We start from the raw sequence: 25,553 nt of genomic DNA on the forward strand, positions 1-25,553 counted from the left end.
CATTAGATGTAGCACCAGCAACGGATAGCACAGAGCCAATCAGTTTTGAGTATACACTAACAGATGAAGATGGCTTAACAGATGTAGGTCAAGTAGATGTTACCTTCACGCAGTTAGCACCAATAGCTGATGATGAAGTAGCAATAACAGAAACATCTACACCTGTAAATATTAATGTGTTAGATGGCGATGTTGATCCAGATGGAGATAATGCTAACTTAATGATAACAGCGATTACAGATCCATTAACAGGAACAGTAACGCCAATAGCACCAGGTTCAACAGTAACGTTGAGTGATGGTACAACGGTGACTTTGAATACAAATGGAACTTTAGATGTAACGCCTAGTGTTGGAGTTACGGAAGTTAATTTTGATTATACCCTAGAGGATGAAGATGGACTTACAGATATCGGTAGTGTATTGATTAATGTTACTATTGATTGTGATGATGTAATGTCAGGTTCTGTTGATGTGTGTATGGTTCTTAATGCTGACCCATCTAATGCAATTGGATTATTAGACTGTGATGGTGATGGTGTTGATAATGCGACTGAATGCCTAAATATGACGGATCCAACAGATCCATGTGATTATACTTCAGGAGCTGCAACATTGCCAGCAACCGATATGGGTGATTGTGATGGTGATGGTGTCAGTAATGCAGATGAGATAAATGGACCGGATGGTGATCCAACGACACTAGACGGAACAGATAGTACAGATCCATGTGACTATGATGTTGCAAGTGTGACATTACCAGTAACTAGCACAGTAGATTGTGATGGAGATGGAGTAACTGATGCAGACGAGATCAACGGACCTGATGGAGATCCAAGCACACCAGATGGAACAGATCCAACAGATCCATGTGATTATGATGTTGCAAGTGTAACAGTACTAGTTACAAGTACAGTAGATTGTGATGGAGATGGAGTAATTGATGCAGATGAAATAGCAGCAGGAACTGATCCAAACGATGCATGTGATTATAATGTATCAGATATTAGTGTGCCAGTAACAAGTACAGTAGATTGTGATGGAGATGGAGTAATTGATGCAGATGAAATAGCAGCAGGAACTGATCCAAACGATGCATGTGATTATAATGTGTCAAATGTAAGTGTGCCTGTAACAAGTACAGTAGATTGTGATGGAGATGGAGTAACAGATGCAGATGAGATCAACGGACCAGATGGTGATCCAACAACGCCAGATGGAACTGATCCAAACGATGCATGTGATTATAATGTATCAGATGTAAGTGTACCAGTAACAAGTACAGTAGATTGTGATGGTGATGGAGTAACTGATGCAGATGAAATAGCAGCAGGAACTGATCCAAATGATGCATGTGATTATAATGTAGGAAACATAAGTGTACCAGTAACAAGTACGGTAGACTGTGATGGTGACGGAGTAACAGATGCAGATGAGATCAACGGACCGGATGGTGATCCAACAACACCAGATGGAACTAGTCCAAACGATGCATGTGATTACAACGTATCAGATATAACAGTACCGGTAACCAGCACAGTAGATTGTGATGGAGATGGAGTAACTGATGCTGATGAAATAGCAAATGGTACTAATCCTAACGATCCATGTGATGGTGGTGATGTTAATAATGTAGATTTATCTAATACTACCTCCGACTGGTATGTAGCAGATTGTGATGGAGATGGCGTTCCTAACGGTGTTGAAGTTGATCTAGATGGGAATGGAATAGTAGATGCTAATAATACCGACCCTAATGATCCTTGTGATTATAATGTAGTTGTTCAAGATCTTAACAATGTTTCTAACCAATGGTTAGTTGCTGATTGCGATGGTGACGGTGTACCTAACGGCACAGAATTGTCTGATGGTACAGATCCTAGAGATACTTGTGATTATTTATTGAGTAGTCAGGATATCGTGTTGGTGACCAGTCAATGGTTAGTTGCTGATTGTGATGGTGATGGTGTCATTAACGGTGATGAAGTTGTTGATGGAACTAATCCTATTGATCCTTGTGATTATATACTTTCTAATCAAACAGTACCAGTTTCTGCTGCTTGGAATGCATTAGATTGTGATGGTGATGGGGTTTCGAACGGTACAGAGTTAACTGATGGTACTGATTTACAAGATCCATGTGATCTAGTATACACAAGTCAAGATACTACAGCATCTGTATCTTGGATTAATTCAGACTGTGATGGTGATGGAGTTACTAATGGTGATGAAGTGATAGATGGAACTGACCCAGTTAATCCATGTGAGTTCATGCTAGATAATGTAACGGTTCCACAAACAATGGAATGGGAAGCATTAGACTGTGATGGTGATGGCGTTAGTAATGGTGTTGAAGTATCGGACGGTACTGATCCATTAGATGAATGTGATCTAATAATATCTAGTCAAGACCTTGTTCCTAACTCAGCATGGGGATCATTAGATTGTGATGGTGACGGTGTAACAAATGCAGATGAAATTGCAGATGGAACTAATCCAACTGATCCTTGTGACTTTATAGTGGGTAGTCAGACTATTCCAGTTTCAGGTGACTTTAATGACGCAGATTGTGATGGTGATGGTGTTACTAATGGTGATGAAATCATCGATGGTACAGATCCTAGTGATCCATGTGATTTCTTAACAGCTAGCCAGACAGTTAATACATCTGAAGCATATGGTCAGTTAGACTGTGATGGTGATGGAGTTACTAATGGACAAGAAGAGATTGATAATACAGATCCTCAAGATCCTTGTAGTTATGAAGCGATTTCACAAAATCTAGTTGCAGCAACTGGTGAATGGGATAACCTAGATTGTGATGGTGATGGAGTAAGAAACATTGATGAATTATTACCTCCTAATGGCGGTACTCCTACAGATCCTCAAGACCCTTGTAGTATCGATGTTGATAATCAGACTATGACACCAGATCAGGCTTGGTTAGATGCAGATTGTGATATGGATAATGTACCTAATGGTGTAGAGTTAGCTCTAGGTGATACAGATGGTGATGGAATCCCTAACTTCTTAGATGTCGATGACGACAATGATGGAGTAGCAACGGTTAATGAAGATTATGACGGTGATAGTGATCCAACTAATCAAGATTCTGATAATGATGGTACTCCTGATTATCTAGATACTGATGACGATGGTGATGGTCTAGATACAATCGATGAAGGTGCAAACCCTGATGGTGACCTTGATCCTAATACAGGTGATACTAGTGATATCGATAATGATGGTATTCCTGATTATCTTGATGAAGATATTAGAAGAATAACAGTCTTTAATGCTGTTACTCCTAATGGTGATAATGAGAACGATTTCTTCTTCCTTCAAGGAATAGAGAACTTTGATAATACCGTTAGAATTTATAACCGTTGGGGTGTAGAGGTTTATAATGCAAATAATTATGACAACGCTTCAACACGATTTGTTGGAATTTCTGATGGTAGAACAACAATATCTTCAGGAGAGAAGTTACCTACAGGAACCTACTACTATGTTATTGAATATATCGATGACTTTGGTGCAACTCAACAACTAGCAGGATATCTATATATCAGATAAATAAATCTTACCTACCCTAATTCAATCAGTTAGGGTAGGTTAATTGAAAAATAATATAGCATGAAGAAATTATTAACTTGTTTATTGTTATTCGCTTTCGCGAAAGCGGTTACCGCACAACAAGATCCTCAATACAGTCAGTATTCTTATAACCCAATAGTTGTTAATCCAGCTTATGCGGGAAATCGAGGAGTAGCTAGTATCGTAGGTTTACACCGTAGTCAGTGGGTAGGACTGGATGGAGCTCCTAGAACTCAAACACTATCATTTCACACACCTATTTCTAACAGTCGTGTTGGTCTAGGGTTGAGTATAGTTAATGATGAAATAGGGCCGTCAGATGAGACTTATGTAGCTGCAGATTTCAGTTATACGATACCAGTAGGAGACGAAGCTCGATTAAGTTTTGGTCTTAAGGGTGGTATTCATGTTCTTAATGTAGATTTCACAAAGTTGAATATCTTTAATACAGGAGATCCTAGATTAACAGATAACGTAGATAATAAGCTATCTCCTACAGTAGGTTTAGGGTTGTATTATCATACTGAAAAATTCTATATGGGATTAAGTGCACCTAATTTATTGCAAACAGATCATTTTGATGAGAGCAATGATTCAGGAAGTTCAACTTATATTGCTCGTGAAAGAATACATTATTTTGCAACGGCTGGTTATGTATTGGACTTAAATGACGACATTAAATTTAAACCATCTACTTTAGTAAAGGTGGTTCAAGGTGCGCCATTACAGGTAGATCTATCAGCAAACTTTTTGTTTAATGAGAAGTTGACATTAGGAGCAGCTTATAGATGGAGTGCTGCGGTAACAGGTCTAGTAGGTTTTCAATTAAGTGATCAAATGATGATAGGATTTGCCTATGATAGAGAGACTACAGAGTTAGGAAATGCCGTTTTTAATGACGGTAGTTATGAACTTTTCATGAGATTTGAATTATTTAACAGCTACGATCGTATCATTACACCTCGTTTCTTCTAAGAAAAATAAACACAGCATACATTATGTTTAAAAAACTATCCATATTACTAATTGTTTTCAGTTCGACTTTATCTTTTTCTCAAGAAAATAAGATTAGTTCTTCTAACGAAAACTTTGATAACTACGCATTTATTGAAGCTCAAAAAATGTATCTTGAGATTGTAAACAATGGTTATGAAAGTGTAGAGCTCTTCCAGAAATTAGGAGATACTTACTATTTTAATAACGACTATAAGAATGCTCATAAATGGTATTCTAGACTTTTTGAATACAATCAAGATACCATATCAAAAGAATACTATTTCAGGTATATACAATCATTAAAAGCAGTAGGTGATTACACTAAAGCAAATGATTTACTTGCAAAATATAGAAGGATAAATGGAGATGATAATTATATAAAAGAATATGCTAGTGATGTTAATTATCTAGAATTAATAGAGTTACAGTCTTACAGATTTTCTATTGTAAACGAGCCTATTAATACAAAAAGTCAAGATTTTGGAACAGCTTATTATCGAGGAACAAATAAAATAGTGTTTGCAAGTGCAAAGGATAGCGCTTCCTTAGTAAGTAGAAAACACAAATGGAATGAAAGACAATTTTTAGATCTTTATGAGGCAGATATGGATAGCCTCACTGGAGAGTTAAGTAATGTAACTAAATTTGGTAATGGAGGAGATGAGAAGTTGAACACTAAATTCCATGAAAGTAATGCTGTTTTTACGAAAGATGGAAAAACGGTTTATTACTCTAGTAATAATTATTTCAATAAAAACTTTAAAAAGAGTTCTGACGATGTAAATAAGCTTAAGATATTTAGAGCTCAAAAGACATCTGATGGATGGGGAAATATCACAGAATTAAATATTAATAGTGATGAATTTTCAACAGCACACCCTGCTTTAAATTTAGATGAGTCTCGACTTTATTTTGCTAGTGATAGACCTGGAAGTAAAGTGGGTTTGCAGGGTAGAGTACTTTCTGATATATGGTATGTAGATTTAAATGAAGAAGGTGAACTTTCAGAGCCTGTAAATGTTGCTTCTATTAATACTGCTGGAAATGAATTGTTCCCATTTATTTCTGATAATGGGGATTTATATTTTTCTTCAACTGGACACATGGGGTTAGGAGGTCTAGATATTTTTGTAACGCCATTAAATAAAACTTACAATAAAGAGAAAGTAACAGTTACAAATATAGGTAAGCCGGTTAATGGTCAACATGATGATTTTTCATTTATCATTAATGACAGTACTCAGATGGGATATTTTAGCTCTAACAGACCAGAAGGTAAAGGACTGGATGATATTTATAGATTTGTACAAAATAATCCTCTGGTATGTAAAGACATCATTCAAGGTGTTGTTACCAATGAAAAAACAGGATTGTTAATGCCAGACACACAAGTTAATTTACTAGATGCAGATAATAAAGTAATAGAGTCTGTTGTAGTAGGTAAAGACGCAGCCTATAAATTTAGTGTAAACTGTTCTAGTGATTATTCTATTAGAGCTTTAAAAGAAGGTTATTCTCCTGCTGAGGCTAACACAACTACGCCGAATACAGTGGCAACTATAGATTTACCATTACAAATAAGCAAATCTATAGATGACAGGTTAAAAGATGTGAAAGAAGGAGACGACCTTAATGATATACTAGATATCAACATGATCTACTTTGATTTTGATAAACATAATATACGTCCAGATGCTGAATTAGAATTGCAAAAAGTATTGCGATACATGAAAGCATATCCTACAGTTAGTATAGATATACGTTCTCATACAGATAGTAGAGCGCCAGATGGATATAATATCAAATTAAGTGATAGAAGAGCAAAATCTACTAGAGCTTATTTGATAATGAAAGGAATATCTGCAGACAGACTCACAGCTAGAGGTTATGGAGAGTTTCAGTTAGTAAATGAATGTGCAAACGGTGTAGAGTGTACTGAAGAACAGCATCAATTAAATAGACGTTCTGAATTCATAGTAACTAAAAGATAAAACAAACCTCATCTTAGAGTTAGACTTTAAACTTTAAACTTTAAACTTAAAAAGAAGTCTATATTAAGTTTAGAAAATCATCTATAATAACTTGTGTTTAATAAGCTTGTTGGTTTATGTTTAAGAGATCAACAAGCTTGTAACAAGTTTCTTGAAAAAGAAATAGTAATTATTATCTTTATTGCTATAGTTAGAATTTCAAACGTATGTTTGTGAATTCTATATATTTGATTCATTTCTAAATAAATAAAATATGATAACCCTTAAAGATCTGGCTGCCACCTTAGGAGTTTCAGTTTCGACTGTTTCTAAAGCTTTAAAGGATAGTCCAGAAATAAGTAAAGACACGATTGCTCGTGTAAAAGAAATAGCAAAAGAGCTTAATTACAGGCCTAATACACTAGCACTTAGCCTTAAGAATAGAAAAACCAAGACTATAGGTGTTATTATTCCTGACATCTTGAATGTGTTTTTTGCACGAATACTTTACGGTATAGAGCAGGAATCTAATGCTTTAGGTTATAATATAATTACTTGCCTTTCAAATGAATCTTTTGAGAAAGAGAACAACAGCCTTAATCTTTTAGCAAACGGTAGTGTAGATGGATTTATCATGTCTGTAGCACAAGAAACACAAACTAATGGAGAGGTAAAACACCTCAAAGACACCATTAATCAAGATGTTCCCATCGTGATGTTTGATCGTGTGGCAAATGATGTAGACTGTGATAAGGTAATCATAGATGACTTTAATGCAGCTTTTAGAGGCACCGAGATATTAATCAAAGAAGGTCGTAAAAAAATCATTTTAGTAAATACATTAGGAGATTTAAGTGTTGGAAAACTTAGAATCTTAGGATATAAAAAAGCTTTAGAAAAACACGAGTCTTATAAAGGAGAACCTGTAGTCATAGATATAGAAGATGACAAAGCAATTCTTAATGACCAGTTAGAGAACATCATAAGGGAACACAAAGATATGGATGGTCTATTTTGTATAGATAATGTATCTGGTGTGATGTCTGTTAATATAGCACAACGTATAGGGAAAAAAGTTCCAGAAGAACTATCTGTAATAGGGTTTGCGTCAGATGATATTTCACACTTGTCCTATCCACATCTTTCTACTATTACACAACATGCTGAGGCTATAGGGCAGCAATCTGTACGTATGTTAATAGCTCGTTTAGAAAGTAAGGAAGAGGCGATACCTACATCTACAGCTACAGTAGATTTCACCATAGAATTAAGAGGTTCAACCTTAGAAAAGTAATGATATCTAGATTCTGGTGTGTCCAGTAATAGATATCATAATAAATAGAACATTAATTCATTTTGTAATGAATAACCAGCCTTAACTACTTAGTAAATGTTTAAGGAATCAAAAGGGTTTCCTTTTGTATTTTTGTTATATAAATTATTAGAAATCATAGAACAAGTAATCTTAGTAAACGAGAACGACGAGCAAATCGGTCTAATGGAAAAAATCGAAGCTCATGAAAAAGCACTATTGCATAGAGCTTTTTCTGTCTTTGTAGTAAATGATAAGAATGAAATCATGCTGCAACAGCGAGCACTAGATAAATATCACTCACCTGGTTTATGGACTAACACCTGTTGTAGCCATCAACGTGAGGGAGAATCTAATATAGAAGCTGGTAAAAGAAGGCTCATGGAAGAAATGGGTTTTGTGACCGATCTAGAAGAGCTGTTTCATTTCATCTATATAGCACCTTTTGATAATGGACTAACAGAGCATGAATTAGATCATGTGATGATAGGCCATTATAACGACGCCCCTCAAATTAATCCAGAAGAAGCAGCCGCATATAAGTGGATGACAGCACAGGCCATAAAAGAAGATATGGCACAGCAACCAGAGATTTATACCGAGTGGTTTAAAATCATTTTTGAAAAATATTATTCCCACATTTCATGATATTAACTGCCTACCGAAAAGCTCATTTTAACGCAGCACATCGTTTATATCGCAAGGACTGGAGTGATGAAAAAAACGCTCAGGTTTTTGGACTATGTAGCAATAAACATTACCACGGCCACAATTATAATATTGAGGTAGGAGTGACAGGAGAGGTAGACCCAGAGACAGGTTATTTAATAGATCTCAAAGTTCTTAAAGACATTATTAAAGAAGAGGTAGAAGACGCCTTAGATCATAAAAATCTTAACGAGCAAGTGCCAGAGTTTGCTTCCTTAAACCCAACTGCAGAAAACATAGCATTTGTAGTTTATAATAAAATTAAAGCAAAATTAGATCCTAAATTTGATCTAGAAATTAAGCTTTATGAGACAGAGCGCAACTTTGTAGTCTATAAAGGACTGTAAAATATATAGATGTATTTCTGTTCCGCTTTCGCGAAAGCGGACTAATTATCAAGAATTTAAAAGTGAAAAAGCAGATAGTTACTATTACGATTCTATGCTATCGTGTAACTCTTTTATTCACTATTTTTGCAACAAATTAAATTATTATGGCAAGTATAAAAAATCTTAAGCAAGACATCAATTACGTATTAGGAGATATCATAGAAGCAGCACTTATCACTCAGGCATTAAGCCCAGAGAAAACTGCAGAGTCTGAAAAGATCGTTGATGATTCTATCGAAGTATTTGACGGTTTAATCGCTAGAGTAAACGACCGCAAAGTAGAAAACCGTAAGGCTCATCTTACTGCAGTACGTTCTGACTTAGAAACTCAAGGAAAAGGACTTATCGATAGAGTTAACGCTCTATAAATTATCCTTAGCGTTATTTATTAATTCAGACAGTTGTTTTCCATAAACAGTTGTCTGAATTTTTTTTGGCATACTTCTATACACGCTATCTAGTAAAATAGGATTTGCCTCACTAGCCTCACTTACTAGTAAATATGGGGCCACCACTTTATCATTATGTAATTGTGCATAATTAATAGCGTGTAACACCTTTTTTCTTAAGTACCTGTCATAGGCAGTATTGATAGAATCTGTCACTGCTAGAGTTCTAGTCTCATCAGTAAGAGACATACTTCTTTTTACTAGATCGGTATAAACCACATTTAGTTTTTTACTATTTTTTAAATAAGTAGCATAAATATCTTGATTTTTAGAACCGCTAAAAGCAGCGTCGTTTACAAAATTATCCCAGGTAGAATTCATGGTCATTGTTGTGTCCTCTGCAAAGAACAAAAGACGGTCATTAAACTCAGTTCCATCCTTTACATCTAGATGTAGGTACATGATTTCTGGTTGACTTAATGATGCTTTAAGATTAAAATCAGATTCTCCATCAAAAACTACAGAGTCTACATTTACCAAAGTAGAATCTTGTAAACGCTGTAAGAATATTTTTCCGACCTTAATTCCATCTACAGTTCCAGAAATAGAAAAGTTGCTAGAGTTAGAATCACTACAAGATGCTATAAGAGTAATAGCGATAAGAAGGAAGAATACTTTTTTCATGGTAAATTTTTAATGGCTGCAAATATGCACTATATGTTTCAATTATTATAATGTAATTACATGCTAGATTCAGCAATCATACGCATTAAAGTTGTACAAGCTAGAGCTCCTACTGTTCCTACTACATAACCGAAAACAGCTAATAAAACACCAACTGTAGACAGAGATGGATGAAATTCTGCCGCTACTACTGGAGCACTTGCCGCTCCTCCTACATTTGCCTGGCTGCCTACGGCAAGAAAAAAGTATGGTGCTTTGATTAGTTTTGCCATTAATATAAGAAGTCCTGCATGAATAGCCATCCAGATAAGTCCAACAACGATGAGTCCTGGATTATGAACAATTCCTGCAAGATTCATTTTCATACCTATTGTAGCAACTAAGACATAAATGAAAATTGTACCTATCCTACTTGCTCCAGCACCTTCGTATTTTTTCAACGGAGTATAAGAAAGAATAACACCTATTATAGTTACAATAGCGATAAGCCAAAAGAATTGCCCACCTAAAAAACTAAAATAAGATTTTGGGTCTGCAATCCAACTAAAATTTTCAGGAAGAAAATCTGATAAGAAATCTGCGATAAAGTGTGCTATTCCCATTGATCCAAAACCTATTCCTAGCATAACCATCATGTCAGTTAAGGTTGCTTCTCTTTTAATGCTATTTTGATAAGTCGTTACCTTTTCTTTTAATTTTTCAATAGAACTAGAATCTGCACCAAACCATTTGTCAAATTTTGCGGCTTTTCCTATACCTAATAATAAAAGTCCCATCCAGATATTGGCTACTATAATATCTACGAGTACCATATTACCATATAAGGTTTGATCATAGTTATACACTTCTAACATAGCTGTTTGATTTGCACCGCCACCTATCCAGCTACCTGCAAGAGTAGAAAGTCCTCGCCATACCGCTTGAATACCTTCGCCTCCTACTGTTTCTGGTGATATGCTTCCTACTATTAAAACAGCAATAGGTCCACCTATGATAATTCCTACTGTTCCTGTAAGAAACATAATCAGTGCTTTGGAACCTAGATTAAATACAGCTTTTAAGTCTATGGAAAGAGTCATGAGAACAAGGGCTGCGGGAAGTAGGTATCTTGATGCAACAAAGTAAACACTAGTTCCATGTTCGATTATTTTGCCGTCGTCAGCTTCAGTTTGCCACTCTGCGGCAATAAGTCCGGTAGAACTTAAAATACTAGGTATGAAATAACACATTAAAAGAGCCGGTACGTATTTGTAGAATTTTGCCCATCGGCCTTCTTTTTTAGAAGAGGTAGCAAATACAAATGCAAGAGAAATCATGAGTAAACCAAATACAATAGCGTCGTTGGTTATAAATGGTTCTGCGGTTTCTACTTCTGTGAAAATCCTATCTCCTAAAATCATAAATTCGTATTTTGAATAGCTGCAAAATACGACTTTATAAGAAGTTGTTTAGGGTAGTTTCGCTTTCGCGAAAGCGATATAGGGAATTATTTTATATTAAAAACTATTTTACAAATGCTGTAATTAGTTCTAACAGTCTTTGATTTAATGGGAAGTTGGGGTTTATGTAGCTTTTAGAAGCTTCTATCTCATCATTTCCCACGGTCTTAAGAACATGGTTCATGTTTTCTATAATCTCAAATGTAGCAGTAGGTGCGGCGTCTTTTAAAAGTTGCGCTTCAGTAGCATCTACCTGCCTATTCTTACTGCCGTTAACAATAAGAACAGGAGCAGAGATGTTTTTTAACTCTGTTGCAGGATCATATTGCATCCATGATTTCATGAAGGGCTGCACCTGTGGACCTATAATAACATAAAGATCGCGTTCTATGTCTACTACCGGTTTTTCAGATTTCTTTACTCTTTCAAAGGTCTCTGCAGCTACCTTATCTAGACCAGGTTGTTGTTGTGCTATTTGTTGTACAATAACGTTATCAATAGATTGTCCTGCACCATTAATAGATATAAAACCATCTACATCTTTATTAACCGCAAGCATAGCTACTAGAGAGCCTTGTCCATGACCGGCTAGGTATATTTTAGAAAATCTACGGTCGTTTTTGAAAAAATAAACAGACTCTTTTGCGTCTATTATAAAATCACTGAATAATGTCTTATCACTAGGTTTGCGATTTTTTATTTGGGTTAAGATACGCTTGTCATATCTATAAGTAGCAATACCTCGAGTAAGTAAAGAATCTGCAAGTTGTAAATAAGCGTTGCTCTTTGTTCTACGTTCATTACCATTGCGATCTACAGCACCTTGATCGCCTATGATGATGACCAGTGGTACTTTTTCATAAGTATCTGGTGTGAGTAATGTTCCTTGAATATTTTTATTAATATTTACCTCAGTAAGATCTTCGGTAGGTTTTTGTGCATTTTTTTTAGAAAAAGCATCTTGCGCTATAGTCACAAGAGGTAAAAGAAGTAAAAGGAATAATGACTTTTTCATGATTTGGCTGTTCTCTATTAATAACGTCCAAATCTAGGCAATAGGTATGCCATTACATATATTCTATTAAAAAAATCTAATTATCGTTTTGCAATCTTATTACCAGTACTACGTTGCATACTGCACTTAAAACGACTCATTTCCGGATCTCGCTGTGCACGATGTTTAGTCGCACGACCTTGCACACGCTGGCGCCACATTCTAAAACTGCTTTCCTTCATCTCATTGCGCATGATCATGATCACTTCTTTTTCTGTCACGCCGAATTGTGCCTCGATCGCATCAAATGGTGTGCGATCTTCCCAGCCCATTTCTATAATGCGGTCTATCTGACGATCGTTTAAATTTGCTAAAATGTCTTTTGCTCTAGTTCTTGCCATAAAATTAAAGTCGTTAAAATTTCTAATAATTACAGATTGTATTTAACTAAAAGCTGTTTTATTATCGATTTAACAGATTACAGAAATTGCCATAATTCTCGCGATGTTTTATGATGAGACTCTAATAATTATTTTACCACGTTTCTAAATGTAAGATTGATGCGTAGACCTACCTTTCTTTTAGTTTTAGCAATCTGATGTTTATAAGTATGCTGCGTTTGTTTTCCCATAATAAGCAGGCTGCCATTTGCTAGAGGGAATTTAAAACGCCAGTCTTTGTTCACATTATGTTTTAGGTGAAAAAATCGTTCTTGACCTAGACTTACAGAGGCGATAGTAGGGTTAGTGCCTAGTTCTTTTTCATTATCTGCATGCCAGCCGTTAGAATCCTGACCATTACGGTATTGATTTATGAGACATACATTAAAGGTGGTGCCGGCTGCTTGCTCCACATCTTCTTTAATCTGTTTCAATGTGTCTGTCCATGGTAATGCATTGAATTCTATACCGCTGTATCCATATGCGATATCTGCATCTCCATATAATTGGGTTAATCTTGGCTCGTCATGTGTTTTACCGAATAGCTGTATTTTATTTTGTCGCCACGGTGTTTCAGTTAATAAAGTGTTTTTTAAAAGTTCCGCTTTCGCGAAAGCGTAAAAAGAACCATCATAACGCACCGATGCATCTGGAATCTCGGGAAAAGTATCTGAAAACAACTTGTTATGCATGCATATAAAAAACAGGTTCAAACTAGCAAGATAATGAGACTGTCACGTATCTTGCGAAAGATTTAAAACAAATTTATGTATACTTCTCGCATAGCCGGAATGGGGAAATTTGTCCCTGAAAATGTGGTTACTAACGATGATCTTTCTAAAGTAATGGATACTAACGATGCCTGGATACAGGAACGTACAGGAATCCAAGAACGTCGTCACATTAAAAAAGGCGATGGAAATTCTACAGCTACCATGGGTGTTAAAGCTGCAGAAATAGCTCTAGAAAGAGCAAAAATATCTAAGGACGACATCGACATGATCGTGTTTGCAACCCTATCTCCAGATTATTATTTTCCTGGTTGTGGTGTGCAAGTACAAGAAATGATGGGTATTCATACCTGTCCAGCTCTGGATGTAAGAAACCAGTGTAGTGGTTTTATTTATGGACTGTCTGTTGCAGACCAGTTTATTAAAACAGGAATGTATAAAAATGTACTCGTAATAGGATCTGAGAATCACAGTGGTGGTTTAGATTTTTCTACACGTGGTCGTGGTGTGACGGTAATATTTGGAGATGGAGCAGGAGCAGCAGTTCTTACTAGATCAGAAAATGAAGGTCAGGGTATCCTTTCTACGCACTTACATAGTGAGGGAAAACATGCACTAGAATTATCTCTTAAAGGACCATCTACTATGCACTGGGTACCTCAATTAATAGAGGAGAATCCGCAAGAAGATATTCCTTATTATCCTTATATGAATGGTCAGTTTGTATTTAAAAATGCAGTGAGACGTTTTAGTGAGGTGATTATGGAAGGCCTTCAAAAAAATAACCTAGAGGTAGGTGATATAGATATGCTTGTGCCACACCAGGCTAACTTGCGTATATCTCAATTCATACAGAAGAAATTCCAATTAACAGACGATAAAGTCTATAACAATATCCAGAAATATGGTAACACTACAGCTGCATCTATTCCTATCGCTCTTTGTGAGGCATGGGAAGAAGGTAAAGTAAAAGAAGGAGATACGGTGGTTCTTGCTGCTTTCGGTAGTGGGTTTACTTGGGGTAGTGCTATTATTAAATGGTAACAACATCCATAGGTGCGGACTTAAGTCCGCACCTATAGTTGAGCAAATTGATTATTTTTAAAGATGTCCATAAATAATCTTCAAGTTTATATTCACATTGTATTTTGTACAAAGAATCGAGGTGTGTTAATTTCTGATACAATAGAGAAAAAGGTATACCCATTTATCTGGTCTGTTATAGAAGATAATGATTGTACTCCTTTAATGATTAATGGTATGCCAGACCATGTCCATATATTATTAAAAATGGACTCAAAAGTTTCATTATCTGATTTGATGAGATTCATTAAAGGTAAAAGCTCTAGATTCCTTAATGAGAATTACTCATTTTTAAACGGCTTTGAATGGCAGCGCGGCTATGGTGCGTTTTCCGTTAGCTCAAGTCAGGTATCTCAGGTCGCAGATTATGTCAAAAATCAAAAGCATCATCATGGGGAAGGTTCTATTATTGAAAATCTCGAGCTTTAAACCATGTTTCATCCATAGGTGCGGACTTAAGCACCTATGAATAGAAATGATATAAATACAAAATCCCGAGCCTGCAAGCTCGGGATTTCTAAATCGTATAATAACACTAACCATTAATTATGAATTATACGATTATGTGTGTCTTTTAAATTTAAGTCTTAAACGTAAAAGACATTAACCTTTGAATTCTTCTTTTTCAATAAAATTCAATTAACCAAATAAATCAGAAGGGTTTATCACGTCCTTCATAATAAAAGACGATCTATTTTGTATATTGTTACATATTAAATCATAAAAATGTCTAAAAAAACTCTAGTACTAGGTGCGTCACTTAAAGAAGAACGCTATTCTAACATAGCTATTTACCGATTGCGCAAGTTTAATATAGAAACTGTCGCTATAGGATTGCGTGAAGGGCTAGTAGATGACGTAAAAATACATAAGGAACTTATACCTTTTCAAGGAATAAATACGGTAACCCTATATTTAAATGCGCAAAGGCAACCACAATACTATGATTATATCATAAGCCTTAAACCAGAGCGTGTTATTTTTAATCCAGGAACAGAAAATCCTGAATTCTATCAAAAGCTGACAGATCACAATATTGAACATGAAGTGGCGTGTACACTAGTTATGCTGGGGACACATCAATACTAACTTTTTGATTACTAAATGCCGATGCGATTAATAAACCTAAAAAGGTGATGAAACCATTGAGCAATAGTATAAAGAAACCAAATTCAAACCCAAAGTAATAATCAGCGGCGGTGCTTAATGCATAGGCTATGAATGGCGATGCAATAGCAATAAACGGAATAAGTCTATGGTTGACTTGAAGCTTTGTCAGTATCCCAAATCCAAATAATCCCAATAAAGGACCATAGGTATATCCAGCAAAAACAAAAAGTTTTGTAATCACACTTGCATCTTTAATGATATATTCAAAACTCACGATGACAAGTATAAGGAGAATAGAAAAAGCAACGTGAACGAGTTTGCGCATCCAGCTTTGTTTTTTCTTATCATAGTTTTTTTCTAATCGTAATATATCTACAGAGAAGGATGTGGTGAGTGAAGTAAGTGCGCTGTCTGCACTAGAGTATGCTGCGGCAACCAGCCCTAGAATAAAAACGAGTCCTATACCTATTCCCATGCCGCTTTGTACGGATATACAAGCAAATAAACTGTCTTTGTAGCCACCTGTTAATTCCGCTTTTGCAAAAGCGGTAAGCAAAACACCTAATCCTAAGAATAACAAGTTCACAAAAGTCAACACAATAGTAAACCAAAACATGTTTTTTTGAGCATCTTTAAGGCTGCGACAGGTCAAGTTTTTTTGCATCATATCTTGATCCAGTCCTGTCATTACAATAGCAATAAAAGCACCTGATAAAAACTGTTTAACAAAATGCTGACCACTTTTCCAGTCGTCAAAAAAGAAGATTTGCGATAAATCACTATCTGCTATAAAGCCAGTAATCTCACCGATACCATTGAGGTTAAGACTGTCTGAAATGTAATAAATACCGACACCTACGGCTATTAACATAAACAAAGTCTGTAGTGTGTCTGTCCAGACTATGGTTTTGATTCCAGATTTAAAAGTGTACAACCAGATAAGAATGACGGTAAGGGTAACCGTTTGCCAAAACTCCACACCCATACTTTCAAACACAAATTCTTGCAACACACCAGCAACCAGATATAGTCTAAAACTAGCACCTACCACACGAGAAAGTATGAAGAAGCTAGAACCGGTAAATTGAGCAGCACTTCCATATCTATCGTTGAGGTAACTGTAAATAGAAGTGAGGTTCATTTTATAATAAAGTGGTAATAGCACAGTACCTATGACTAAATAACCGACTACATAACCCAGTACTACTTGAAAGTAATTCATGGCACCTTCTTCTACCGCACCAGGAACTGAGATAAAGGTCACACCACTAAGCGATGCACCTATCATCCCAAAAGCGACAATAAACCAAGGCGATGATCGATTACCTCTAAAGAAAGTGGCATTATCACTTTTACGACCAACAATAAATGAGATAGCAACAAGTACTGCAAAGTAACAAGCTATGGTAATAAGTATTTGAGTAGAAGTCAAGACTTTTAATTTTTAATGCTAAGGTAAGAAGGTTCAAGTTCAAACTTAAATCTAAATCTAAATTGAAAATAAAAACTGATGTCAGTTCGAGCGCAGTCGAGAACGCTTATTTACGAAAATAGACTGTACGATCTAAAAAAAAGGTTTCGACTGCTGCTCAATCAAATTTTCTAAGGCACAGGATCATAACCTTTTCCGCCCCAAGGATGGCAGCTAGATATTCTTTTAATTGCCAGCCAGCCACCTTTAAAAGCACCGTGTTTGATCAATGCTTCTTTAGAATATTGAGAACAAGTAGGAGAGTAGCGACAACTAGCAGGTGTAAAAGGCGATATCACCGACTGATAAAATCTGATAATCAACAAAAACGGATATGCTAGTATTTTTTTCAACTCTTAAGCGTGAATTTATTTAGGTCTGTAATAGGTAATAGGTTCAGAATTTCCCCAGAGTATTTTAAGCTCTTTCGTGTCCATGGATACCAGTCTTCCAGAAATTATTTTTTTATTTATGAAAAAGAAAATACTGTCTTTTTTTAACTCGTAAGGAATCAAAATACTTAAATCCGAATCTTGCATCTTAAAATCTTCACGAAATATTCTGAAATCACTTTTATTCTTTTTTCCGTTAGTAAGCCATTTCCCTTTGAGAAGTTCCATTTTAAATTGTTGCCCTGTGAAAATCACCTCAGTTTGTTCAACAGATTTTGATTTACATCCCATTAAGGCAAAAGCAACTATAAGTAAGTATTTAGTCATGGCTCTTTAGGTTAACTTATTGTAATGTTTAAATAGTTCAATTCAAGTTTCATTAATGAATAGAAAAAATCCCATTCTTCAGGACTAGAGAAAAGGTCTTTCCATTCTTAAAAATCAAAAATCCTTACTCCACACTATAACTGGTCCCGTCAGCGCCATCTTTTAAAGAAATTCCAGCCGCAGCTAGTTCGTCTCTTATTTTATCACTGGTGCTCCAGTCTTTATTAGCTCTTGCCGTTGCTCTCAGGTCGATTATTAATTTCATCGCACCATCCATTCCTTTATTAAGTGATGCGCTTCCTTCTTCCTTGGTATCTTGTAAACCTAAGACATCAAAGAAAAATGCGTTCATTGTTTCTTGAAGGTCAGCTAGATCACTTGCTGTGATGGTTGCATTTCCATCATTGATAGAATGAATCATCTTTACTGCATCAAAAAGCTCTGCAATAAGAATAGGTGTGTTAAAATCATCATTCATGGCAGCATAGCATTTTGCTTTCCATGAAGATAGATCTATAGAAGAGGTTTTAGATACAAGTAATTTATCCATAACCTTCATTGCTTCTGTAAGTCTGTTAAAACCTTTTTCTGCAGCAAGAATTGCGTCATTACTAAAATCTAAAATAGATCTATAATGAGCCTGCATCATGAAAAAGCGCACGACACTAGGTGCAAATGCTTTTTGCATAAAGTCGTTTTCTCCAGTAAAAAGCTCTACTGGTAAAATGCTATTTCCAGTAGATTTAGACATTTTCTGACCGTTTAAAGTCAGCATGTTTGCATGCATCCAGTAATTTACAGGGCTGTGGCCATGTGCGGCCTCACCTTGCGCTATTTCACACTCGTGATGTGGGAATTTAAGATCCATTCCACCACCGTGTATATCAAATGTTTCTCCTAGGTATTTAGAACTCATTACTGTACATTCTAGGTGCCAGCCAGGAAAACCATCACCCCATGGGCTAGGCCATCTCATAATATGCTCTGGACTCGCTTTTTTCCATAAAGCAAAATCTGCTGGGTTTTCTTTATCGCTTTGAGCAGCCAGTTCACGAGAGTTGGCCATCATATCTTCTAGATTGCGACCACTTAATTTACCATACTCATGGTCTTCATTAAATTTAACCACGTTAAAATAGATAGAGCCATTTTTTTCATAGGCATATCCATTTTTCATGATCGTTTTAATAATCTCTATTTGCTCTACTATGTGGCCTGTAGCAGTAGGTTCTATACTAGGTGGGTAGGCATTAAATTGCTTCATTACCGTATGAAAGTCCAGCGTGTATTGCTGTACTACTTCCATAGGTTCTATTTTTTCTAACCTTGCTTTTTTAGAAATTTTATCTTCACCTTCATCTGCGTCATCTGTTAAGTGGCCGGCGTCTGTAATGTTACGTACATAACGTGTTTTATAGCCTAAGTGTTTAAGGTATCTAAATACCATGTCAAAACTGATAAACGTACGGCAATTCCCTAAATGCACATTGCTGTAAACGGTAGGTCCACAAACGTACATTCCTATGCGACCTTCAGTAATCGATTTGAATACCTCTTTTTCGCCTTTTATGGAATTGTAAATCCTTAATTCATTGTCTTGATAAAGCGCCATGACTTGTTTTTATGTGATGTTGATGGTGTTGATCTCGCTTTCGCGAAAGCGGAATCTCAATGCTAATTATTCTCAAAAATAAACGTAAATATCTAATAGAGCTTAATTGCTAGTTTAGATTTTAAATTTATTCTAAGTAAATGGGTGATTTAAAACTTGGTCTCCATTTTAATGTAATCTAGGAATTCCCTTTTTACTTCTGGATCTTTAAATTTACCACCGAATTCTCCTGTAACGGTACTGCTCTCTATATCTCTAATACCACGACTGTTAACACAAAGGTGTTTTGCGTCTATAATACACGCTACATCTTCTGTATTCATTACTTTTTGTAACTCACGTACAATCTGTATATTAAGACGTTCTTGAACCTGTGGACGTTTTGCATAATAATCTACGATGCGATTCATCTTAGAAAGTCCTACTACGCTACCGTTAGAAATATAGGCAACGTGTGCACGACCTACTATAGGTAATAAATGATGCTCACATGTAGAATAAACCACTATGTCTTTTTCTACCAGCATCTCATTATACTTATACTTGTTGTCAAAAGTACTAGCGTTAGGTTTTTTATCTGGGCGTAAACCTCCAAAAATTTCATTCACAAACATTTTTGCAACACGATTAGGTGTTCCTTTAATGCTGTCGTCTGTCATGTCCATACCTAGAGTTTCTAGTATGCTATAGACATCTTTTTTTATAGATTCTATTTTATCAGCATCGCTTAATTCAAATGCATCTGGACGTAAAGGGGTTTGCTCGTTTGAAGAAAGGTGATCGTGATCTTCAATATTATCTAATAGGTCGTCAATTTTCATATAGGTACTGCAATTAATAGCGGCAATTTATTTTAAATGCAAATTTACACATTGAAAGGCATAAGTGCATTGTTTTGTTAGATTTAGACTAAGATTAACTATGTTACGTTAAGTAATAGTTAACAATATTTCTCATATTTGTTGTTTAGAAAAAAGCCCACTCATATTCAAAACTGTAAATGATGAAAAGAATCTTATTTTTTTTAATCCTAATTAGCTCTTATTTTTCTGTAGCACAGACTAATATAAATATGCCTCAAGGTACTAATGGCGGTAATGGATTTCGTTTTGTAGGTTGTGGTTTAACGGTGTTTAATGATAGTCAGGGTAATCAAAATTACCTGAATAATGAAGATAATATTTCTGTTTTCTGTCCTGCTATTGATACAGATAGAATGCAGTTGGATTTTTTACAGGTCGGTTTATTAGCTGGTGATGTGGTAACTATCTATGATGGAGATTCTACAGCAGCTGCAGTATTAGGTACTATTACTGACACTACTGCAGCGGCAGGTTTGTTTGAAGCTAGTGCAGCTAACGCTACGGGATGTCTTACAGTAAGATTTGTCTCTAATGGTTCTGGAGTGAGTTCTGGATGGAGAGCAAGAAGAACTTGTTTTGACCCATGTCAGACGATTACGACCTCTATAACTACTACTCCAGCAATTGATGCAGATGGTATACTAAGAATATGTCAAGGAGATACAGTGACCTTTGATGGGTCTGCAACTTTTAGTATCGATGGAACTGGTGCAACATATGAATGGGACCTAGCAAATGGTAATGGGTTGAATATGGGGCAAGTTCAAACAGAAACATATACAGCGTCTGGAATATATCAAACAAGATTTGTTGTTACAGATAGTAATGATTGTACAGATAGAGATGAAATAGATTTAGTAGTTCAAGTCTCTACAGATCCTGATTTTACAGGTACCATGGCAGACGATACCGTCCTGTGTTTTGGAGAATCCACCACTCTTAGAGGTGTAGTTACTGCGCAGGAGTTTGCTATACCAGTTTCTCCACCAGTAACAGGTTTAACATTTTTACCTGATGGTAGTGGTGTGAGTTATGTAACATGTATTGATGTAGATTTATTTGCTCCTGGAGCATTAATTTCTAGTGCCAGCGATCTTGCGGATATTTTTGTGAATTTAGAGCATAGTTGGGTTAACGATTTAGAAATTATTTTAACGGCACCTAATGGTGCATCTGTTACATTATTACCTAATCCTAATGGAGGAGGTGGAATTTATTTTGGTCAAGCAGTTGATGATACTTCCGGAACTCCTGGGGTGGGATTTGATTATATCTTTACGGAAAGAGTTACCGCTACGCAAACCTTACAGCAAGTAATTCCTTCAGTTGGAAATGCGCAACCTATACCTGCTGGAGAATATCTGCCAGAAACAGCTTTTTCTGGATTAATTGGTTCTCCACTAAATGGGCAATGGTGTCTAACTATAACTGATAATTTAGGTGCTGATGATGGGTATATATTCTTTTGGGGTCTTAATTTCGACCCAGCGATTATTCCTTCAGATCTTTCTTTTACACCTCTTGAGAGTACCGCAGCATGGCAAGCAAATCCAGATATAGCTATGAATACAGGTGATATCGTTTCTGTGACACCATCAATGGAGGGTTTAAACTGTTATGATTATGTGTTTACAGATAATCACGGTTGCTCTTATACAGAGCAAGTATGTATAGATGTTGTTGCTCCTATACCGTCAGGTGCGCCTAACGATATTGTTATTTGTGATCCTACTGGTTCTACCGCGGTAGTTGATTTAACGGTTAATGATGCTCCTATTTTAAATGGTCTTAGTGGTACGAACTATGTAGTTAGTTATTTTGAAACTCCTACTGATGCAGAAAATAATACCAATTCTATCACTAACCCTACTGCTTATACCAATATATCAAACCCTCAAACTATATATACAAGAATTACAGAAGGAGCGAGTGGTTGTAATAATTTAGATTCTTTTGAGATAAGAATCGGGAATGTTGTTTTTACACCTGTGGATGATCTGGTTCTTTGTGATGATTCTACAAACGATGGTTTTGAAGTTTTTGATCTTACTTCTCAGTCTGCTGGGATTTTAAACGGACAAGATCCTGCAGATAATATTGTTACTTTTCACACAACACAAGCAGATGCTGATAATAACGTAAATGCTATCGTTAATCCTGATGCTTACACAAATGTAATTTCTCCTGTAGAAACTATATATGTGAGAATAGAAAACAGTACAGATGCTACTTGTAATGCTACAGGAACATTTGATATAATTGTTGCTCCAGCACCACAAACAGTTGTTTTACAAGATCTAGAATTATGTGATTTTGCTAATGATGGTGTAGAGCTTTTTGATTTAACGGTTAATGAACCTGTTATTATAGCAGGTCAGGCTCAAGGAACTCCGGCTGCCCCTTTAAACTATCTAATAACTTATCACACCTCTCCAGCAGATGCTTTAACTGGAGTAAATCCTATTATGAATCCTGATGCTTATGGTAATACATCTTCTCCTCAGACTATTTTTGTGAGGGTAGAAAGTGATCTTACATCAAATTGTTTTAATGCAGACATGAGTTTTGAAATAGCTCTTGTTGCTCAGCCAGTTTACAATGTAGTGGATGACATGGTAGTTTGTGATGATGTTACCAACGATGGTGTAGATATATTTGACCTTAATAGTCAAGAGGTAGGTATCCTAAATGGACAAGATCCTGCTTTGTTTAATGTTGAATTTTATGAAACTCTAGCAGACGCTCAATCGGGAACTAATGCCATAATTGATGAAGCAAATTATCAAAATACGTCTAGTCCTCAAACGATATACGTTAGAATAGTTAATAGTGTTAATTCACTTTGTGATGATAGTACAGGGTCATTTCAGTTAGTAGTAAATGCATTAGCTATCGCAAATCCTTTACCAGATGTTGAGGTGTGTGATGACCCAAGTAACGATGGTTTAGGTGGTTTTCAATTTGATGCTTATACAGCACAAGTATTGCAAGCGCAGGACCCTTTAATGTTCATCGTTTCTTATCATGAATCACAAGCAGATGCTGATAGTGGAGCAAATCCATTATCTACTACATCTTATACTAATATCTCAAATCCACAAACAATATATGTACGTGTTGAGAGTTTGGAAAATGTACTATGTACTGCTTCTACAACATTTAATTTAATTATCAATGAATCACCTACTATAACCAGTGCTCCAGACCTTACTCTATGTGATGATCCTAGCGGTGATGGAGTAGAGTCTTTTGATTTAACACAAAATGACGCGACTATTTTAAATGGATTAAATCCTGCAGATTATACAATTACTTACAGTAATGCATCTGGCGCAATTACTTCGCCTTATGTAAATGTTTCTAGTCCAGAAACGATAACGGTATCGGTAGAGAATAATGTAACAGGCTGTTCAGACACGACTACATTTGATTTAATAGTAGGCGATGTGCCAGTCACTATTCCTGCTTTTTTAATAGAAGAGTGTGATGAAGATGGCGATGGCGCTGCAACATTTATCCTGAGTGAGACAACTACTCAAATAACAAATGGACAAATAGGTACACTTGTTACCTTTCACGATGCTCAAGCAGATGCTTTGTCTGGTATGAATGCTTTGAACGATGCTGGTTATGACAATACAAGTAGCCCACAAACTATTTATTATAGAATAGAATTTACCGCAACTGGCTGTTTTGCTATGGGAGATTTTACCATAGAGGCGGTAGATGCGCCTATAGCTATTGTACCTAACGCATTAGAATCTTGTGATAATGGTAATGGAACGGCTACGGTAGATGTTAGTCTGGCAAGTGCTGAGGTAACAACAGGACAAGTAGGTTCTACGGTGGTTTATTACTTAAATCAAGCAGATGCAGATAGTCAAGTAAACGGAATCACTGGAAACTTTGATTACTCTTCAGACACTACTTTAATAGTAAGAGTAGATGACGATAATACAGACTGTTTTAGTTTCACAACTCTAGATCTTATATTTAATGAACTTCCTGCTCCTTCTTTATTAGATCAGTATGTGCTTTGTCTGGATGAAGTTGGTAACCTAGTAAATGGTCCTGTAACCTTGGATACAGGTTTAAATAATACAGATTATTCCTTTGAGTGGTCACTAGATGGTACGGCAATAGCTGCAAGTACAGCGTCTATAGATGTGTCTGAAGGTGGTGATTATGAAGTTATAGCAACTGATGTTGTTACAGGTTGTTCTAATAATGAGATGACTAATGTGCGCATCTCTAGCGTTCCAGATGTATATGATATCGATATTACTACAGATCCTTTTGATAAAGACCATCAAGTAATAGTAACTGCTGAAGGTCCAGATCAATACTGGTTTAGGCTAGATGATGGTCCTTATGTGAATAATGGTACATTTAATAATGTAGAGCCTGGACCGCATACGGTAACCATAGCAGAGAGAAGTGGTTGTGGCGAGATAGTGGTGGATATATTCGTATTCGGTTATCCAGATTATTTCACGCCTAACGCAGACGGTATTCATGACACTTGGAACATAGTAGGTGGAGATCGCTTACCAGGTACGGTTCTTTATATTTTTGATAGATATGGAAAGCTAATTAAACAACTGGATGTAGCAGGTCCAGGATGGGATGGGAATTATAATGGCCAGCCTTTACCTAGTACAGATTATTGGTTTAAAATTGAATATGCATTTGATGGAGAGCAAAGAGAGGCTTCTGGTCACTTTGCAATGAAAAAGTAAAAGATCACTACTCATAAATATAAAAAGCACATCGATTAAGATGTGCTTTTTGCATTTATAAAGGTCGTGTTCCAGATAAGTTATTTTTAGTTAGATATCAGTTCCGCTTTCGCGAAAGCGGAATTACTACTATCTTCACAATAATTAATTTACCCTATTGATGGGTTTTAATAGTTCTTTTTATCGTGTCTTTTATATCTTCTTTGTAGTCTAATAGGTTATTACCTATACGGTGTGTTGTAAAAAGATGCTTTGATACATTGTTTTATTTCAGGTCGATTTTACGCGTTAGTATCTTTGTTTAGAGA

At 36.0% G+C, this 25,553-nt stretch carries 21 protein-coding genes; 11 read left to right on the top strand and 10 right to left on the bottom strand.

Going from position 1 to position 25,553, the window contains the following annotated elements; translation table 11 throughout:
• The 7 genes from ACJJVN_RS03210 to ACJJVN_RS03240 form a co-directional block, all read left to right on the top strand.
• The coding region (locus ACJJVN_RS03210; RefSeq protein WP_405377111.1) for a gliding motility-associated C-terminal domain-containing protein at positions 1-3,575 on the top strand (3,575 nt) is incomplete at its 5' end.
• Between the two features lie 60 nt (positions 3,576-3,635).
• Positions 3,636-4,571, top strand: a complete 936-nt coding sequence (locus ACJJVN_RS03215; RefSeq protein ID WP_105023066.1) for a type IX secretion system membrane protein PorP/SprF — start codon at positions 3,636-3,638, stop codon at positions 4,569-4,571.
• Positions 4,572-4,594: 23 nt separating this feature from the next.
• Positions 4,595-6,583, top strand: coding sequence for an OmpA family protein (locus tag ACJJVN_RS03220; protein ID WP_405369747.1), 1,989 nt, complete (start codon positions 4,595-4,597; stop codon positions 6,581-6,583).
• Between the two features lie 253 nt (positions 6,584-6,836).
• Entirely contained in the window at positions 6,837-7,856 is a 1,020-nt protein-coding gene (locus tag ACJJVN_RS03225; protein ID WP_405377112.1) for a LacI family DNA-binding transcriptional regulator, read from the top strand.
• A gap of 96 nt (positions 7,857-7,952) precedes the next feature.
• On the top strand, positions 7,953-8,522 hold the full coding sequence (gene idi, locus ACJJVN_RS03230) for an isopentenyl-diphosphate Delta-isomerase (RefSeq protein ID WP_104516008.1): 570 nt from the start codon (positions 7,953-7,955) through the stop codon (positions 8,520-8,522).
• Positions 8,519-8,929 carry a 6-carboxytetrahydropterin synthase gene (locus ACJJVN_RS03235; protein WP_104516009.1) on the top strand — a complete coding sequence of 137 codons (411 nt, stop codon included), beginning with the start codon at positions 8,519-8,521 and terminating at the stop codon, positions 8,927-8,929. Before idi ends, ACJJVN_RS03235 begins: the two co-directional genes overlap by 4 nt.
• A gap of 146 nt (positions 8,930-9,075) precedes the next feature.
• A complete protein-coding gene (locus ACJJVN_RS03240) occupies positions 9,076-9,339 on the top strand; it encodes a hypothetical protein (protein ID WP_104516010.1) in 264 nt (87 codons plus the stop codon).
• On the opposite strand, the gene ACJJVN_RS03245 is transcribed toward ACJJVN_RS03240, so the two are convergent.
• The 5 genes from ACJJVN_RS03245 to ACJJVN_RS03265 all read right to left on the bottom strand — a co-directional run bounded on the left by ACJJVN_RS03245 (position 9,334) and on the right by ACJJVN_RS03265 (position 13,609).
• On the bottom strand, positions 9,334-10,044 hold the full coding sequence (locus ACJJVN_RS03245) for a DUF4369 domain-containing protein (RefSeq protein ID WP_405377113.1): 711 nt from the start codon (positions 10,042-10,044) through the stop codon (positions 9,334-9,336). The genes ACJJVN_RS03240 and ACJJVN_RS03245 overlap by 6 nt on opposite strands.
• A 56-nt stretch (positions 10,045-10,100) precedes the next feature.
• On the bottom strand, positions 10,101-11,444 hold the full coding sequence (locus tag ACJJVN_RS03250; protein WP_405369744.1) for a DUF819 domain-containing protein: 1,344 nt from the start codon (positions 11,442-11,444) through the stop codon (positions 10,101-10,103).
• Between the two features lie 103 nt (positions 11,445-11,547).
• On the bottom strand, positions 11,548-12,498 hold the full coding sequence (locus ACJJVN_RS03255) for an alpha/beta hydrolase (RefSeq protein WP_405377114.1): 951 nt from the start codon (positions 12,496-12,498) through the stop codon (positions 11,548-11,550).
• Between the two features lie 80 nt (positions 12,499-12,578).
• Positions 12,579-12,878 (bottom strand): TIGR03643 family protein, encoded by a 300-nt coding sequence (locus tag ACJJVN_RS03260; protein WP_405377115.1) that lies wholly within the window; start codon positions 12,876-12,878, stop codon positions 12,579-12,581.
• Between the two features lie 128 nt (positions 12,879-13,006).
• A complete protein-coding gene (locus tag ACJJVN_RS03265; protein ID WP_405377116.1) occupies positions 13,007-13,609 on the bottom strand; it encodes an alpha-ketoglutarate-dependent dioxygenase AlkB family protein in 603 nt (200 codons plus the stop codon).
• 75 nt (positions 13,610-13,684) lie between these two features.
• On the opposite strand from ACJJVN_RS03265, the gene ACJJVN_RS03270 reads away from it, so the two are divergent.
• From ACJJVN_RS03270 to ACJJVN_RS03280, 3 genes are all read left to right on the top strand, one after another.
• A complete protein-coding gene (locus tag ACJJVN_RS03270; RefSeq protein WP_104516016.1) occupies positions 13,685-14,692 on the top strand; it encodes a 3-oxoacyl-ACP synthase III family protein in 1,008 nt (335 codons plus the stop codon).
• 63 nt (positions 14,693-14,755) lie between these two features.
• On the top strand, positions 14,756-15,160 hold the full coding sequence (gene tnpA / locus ACJJVN_RS03275) for an IS200/IS605 family transposase (RefSeq protein WP_405377117.1): 405 nt from the start codon (positions 14,756-14,758) through the stop codon (positions 15,158-15,160).
• Positions 15,161-15,457: 297 nt separating this feature from the next.
• Complete coding sequence (locus ACJJVN_RS03280; protein ID WP_104516018.1) at positions 15,458-15,820, top strand: CoA-binding protein; 363 nt, start codon at positions 15,458-15,460, stop codon at positions 15,818-15,820.
• Here ACJJVN_RS03280 and ACJJVN_RS03285 read toward each other — a convergent pair.
• The 5 genes from ACJJVN_RS03285 to folE all read right to left on the bottom strand — a co-directional run bounded on the left by ACJJVN_RS03285 (position 15,795) and on the right by folE (position 20,464).
• The gene (locus ACJJVN_RS03285) at positions 15,795-17,273 is read right to left on the bottom strand and encodes a sodium:solute symporter (RefSeq protein WP_104516019.1); all 1,479 of its coding nucleotides are present in this window, start codon (positions 17,271-17,273) and stop codon (positions 15,795-15,797) included. The genes ACJJVN_RS03280 and ACJJVN_RS03285 overlap by 26 nt on opposite strands.
• 170 nt (positions 17,274-17,443) lie before the next feature.
• Positions 17,444-17,665 (bottom strand): membrane protein insertion efficiency factor YidD, encoded by a 222-nt coding sequence (gene yidD, locus ACJJVN_RS03290; protein WP_405377118.1) that lies wholly within the window; start codon positions 17,663-17,665, stop codon positions 17,444-17,446.
• Between the two features lie 15 nt (positions 17,666-17,680).
• Positions 17,681-18,031: a hypothetical protein gene (locus ACJJVN_RS03295; RefSeq protein WP_405377119.1), complete on the bottom strand. Its 351-nt coding sequence runs from the start codon at positions 18,029-18,031 to the stop codon at positions 17,681-17,683.
• A gap of 124 nt (positions 18,032-18,155) precedes the next feature.
• Complete coding sequence (gene cysS, locus ACJJVN_RS03300; RefSeq protein ID WP_405377120.1) at positions 18,156-19,643, bottom strand: cysteine--tRNA ligase; 1,488 nt, start codon at positions 19,641-19,643, stop codon at positions 18,156-18,158.
• A 149-nt stretch (positions 19,644-19,792) separates the two neighbouring features.
• Positions 19,793-20,464 (bottom strand): GTP cyclohydrolase I FolE, encoded by a 672-nt coding sequence (gene folE, locus ACJJVN_RS03305; RefSeq protein WP_405369738.1) that lies wholly within the window; start codon positions 20,462-20,464, stop codon positions 19,793-19,795.
• Positions 20,465-20,646: 182 nt separating this feature from the next.
• Here folE and ACJJVN_RS03310 point away from each other — a divergent pair, with 182 nt between their 5' ends.
• Positions 20,647-25,245 carry a T9SS type B sorting domain-containing protein gene (locus ACJJVN_RS03310; protein ID WP_405377121.1) on the top strand — a complete coding sequence of 1,533 codons (4,599 nt, stop codon included), beginning with the start codon at positions 20,647-20,649 and terminating at the stop codon, positions 25,243-25,245.
• The last annotated feature ends 308 nt before the right edge of the window (positions 25,246-25,553 follow it).

Origin of the sequence: Nonlabens sp. Asnod3-A02 (assembly GCF_045063755.1) — a bacterium.
GTDB classification, from domain to species: domain Bacteria; phylum Bacteroidota; class Bacteroidia; order Flavobacteriales; family Flavobacteriaceae; genus Nonlabens; species Nonlabens xylanidelens.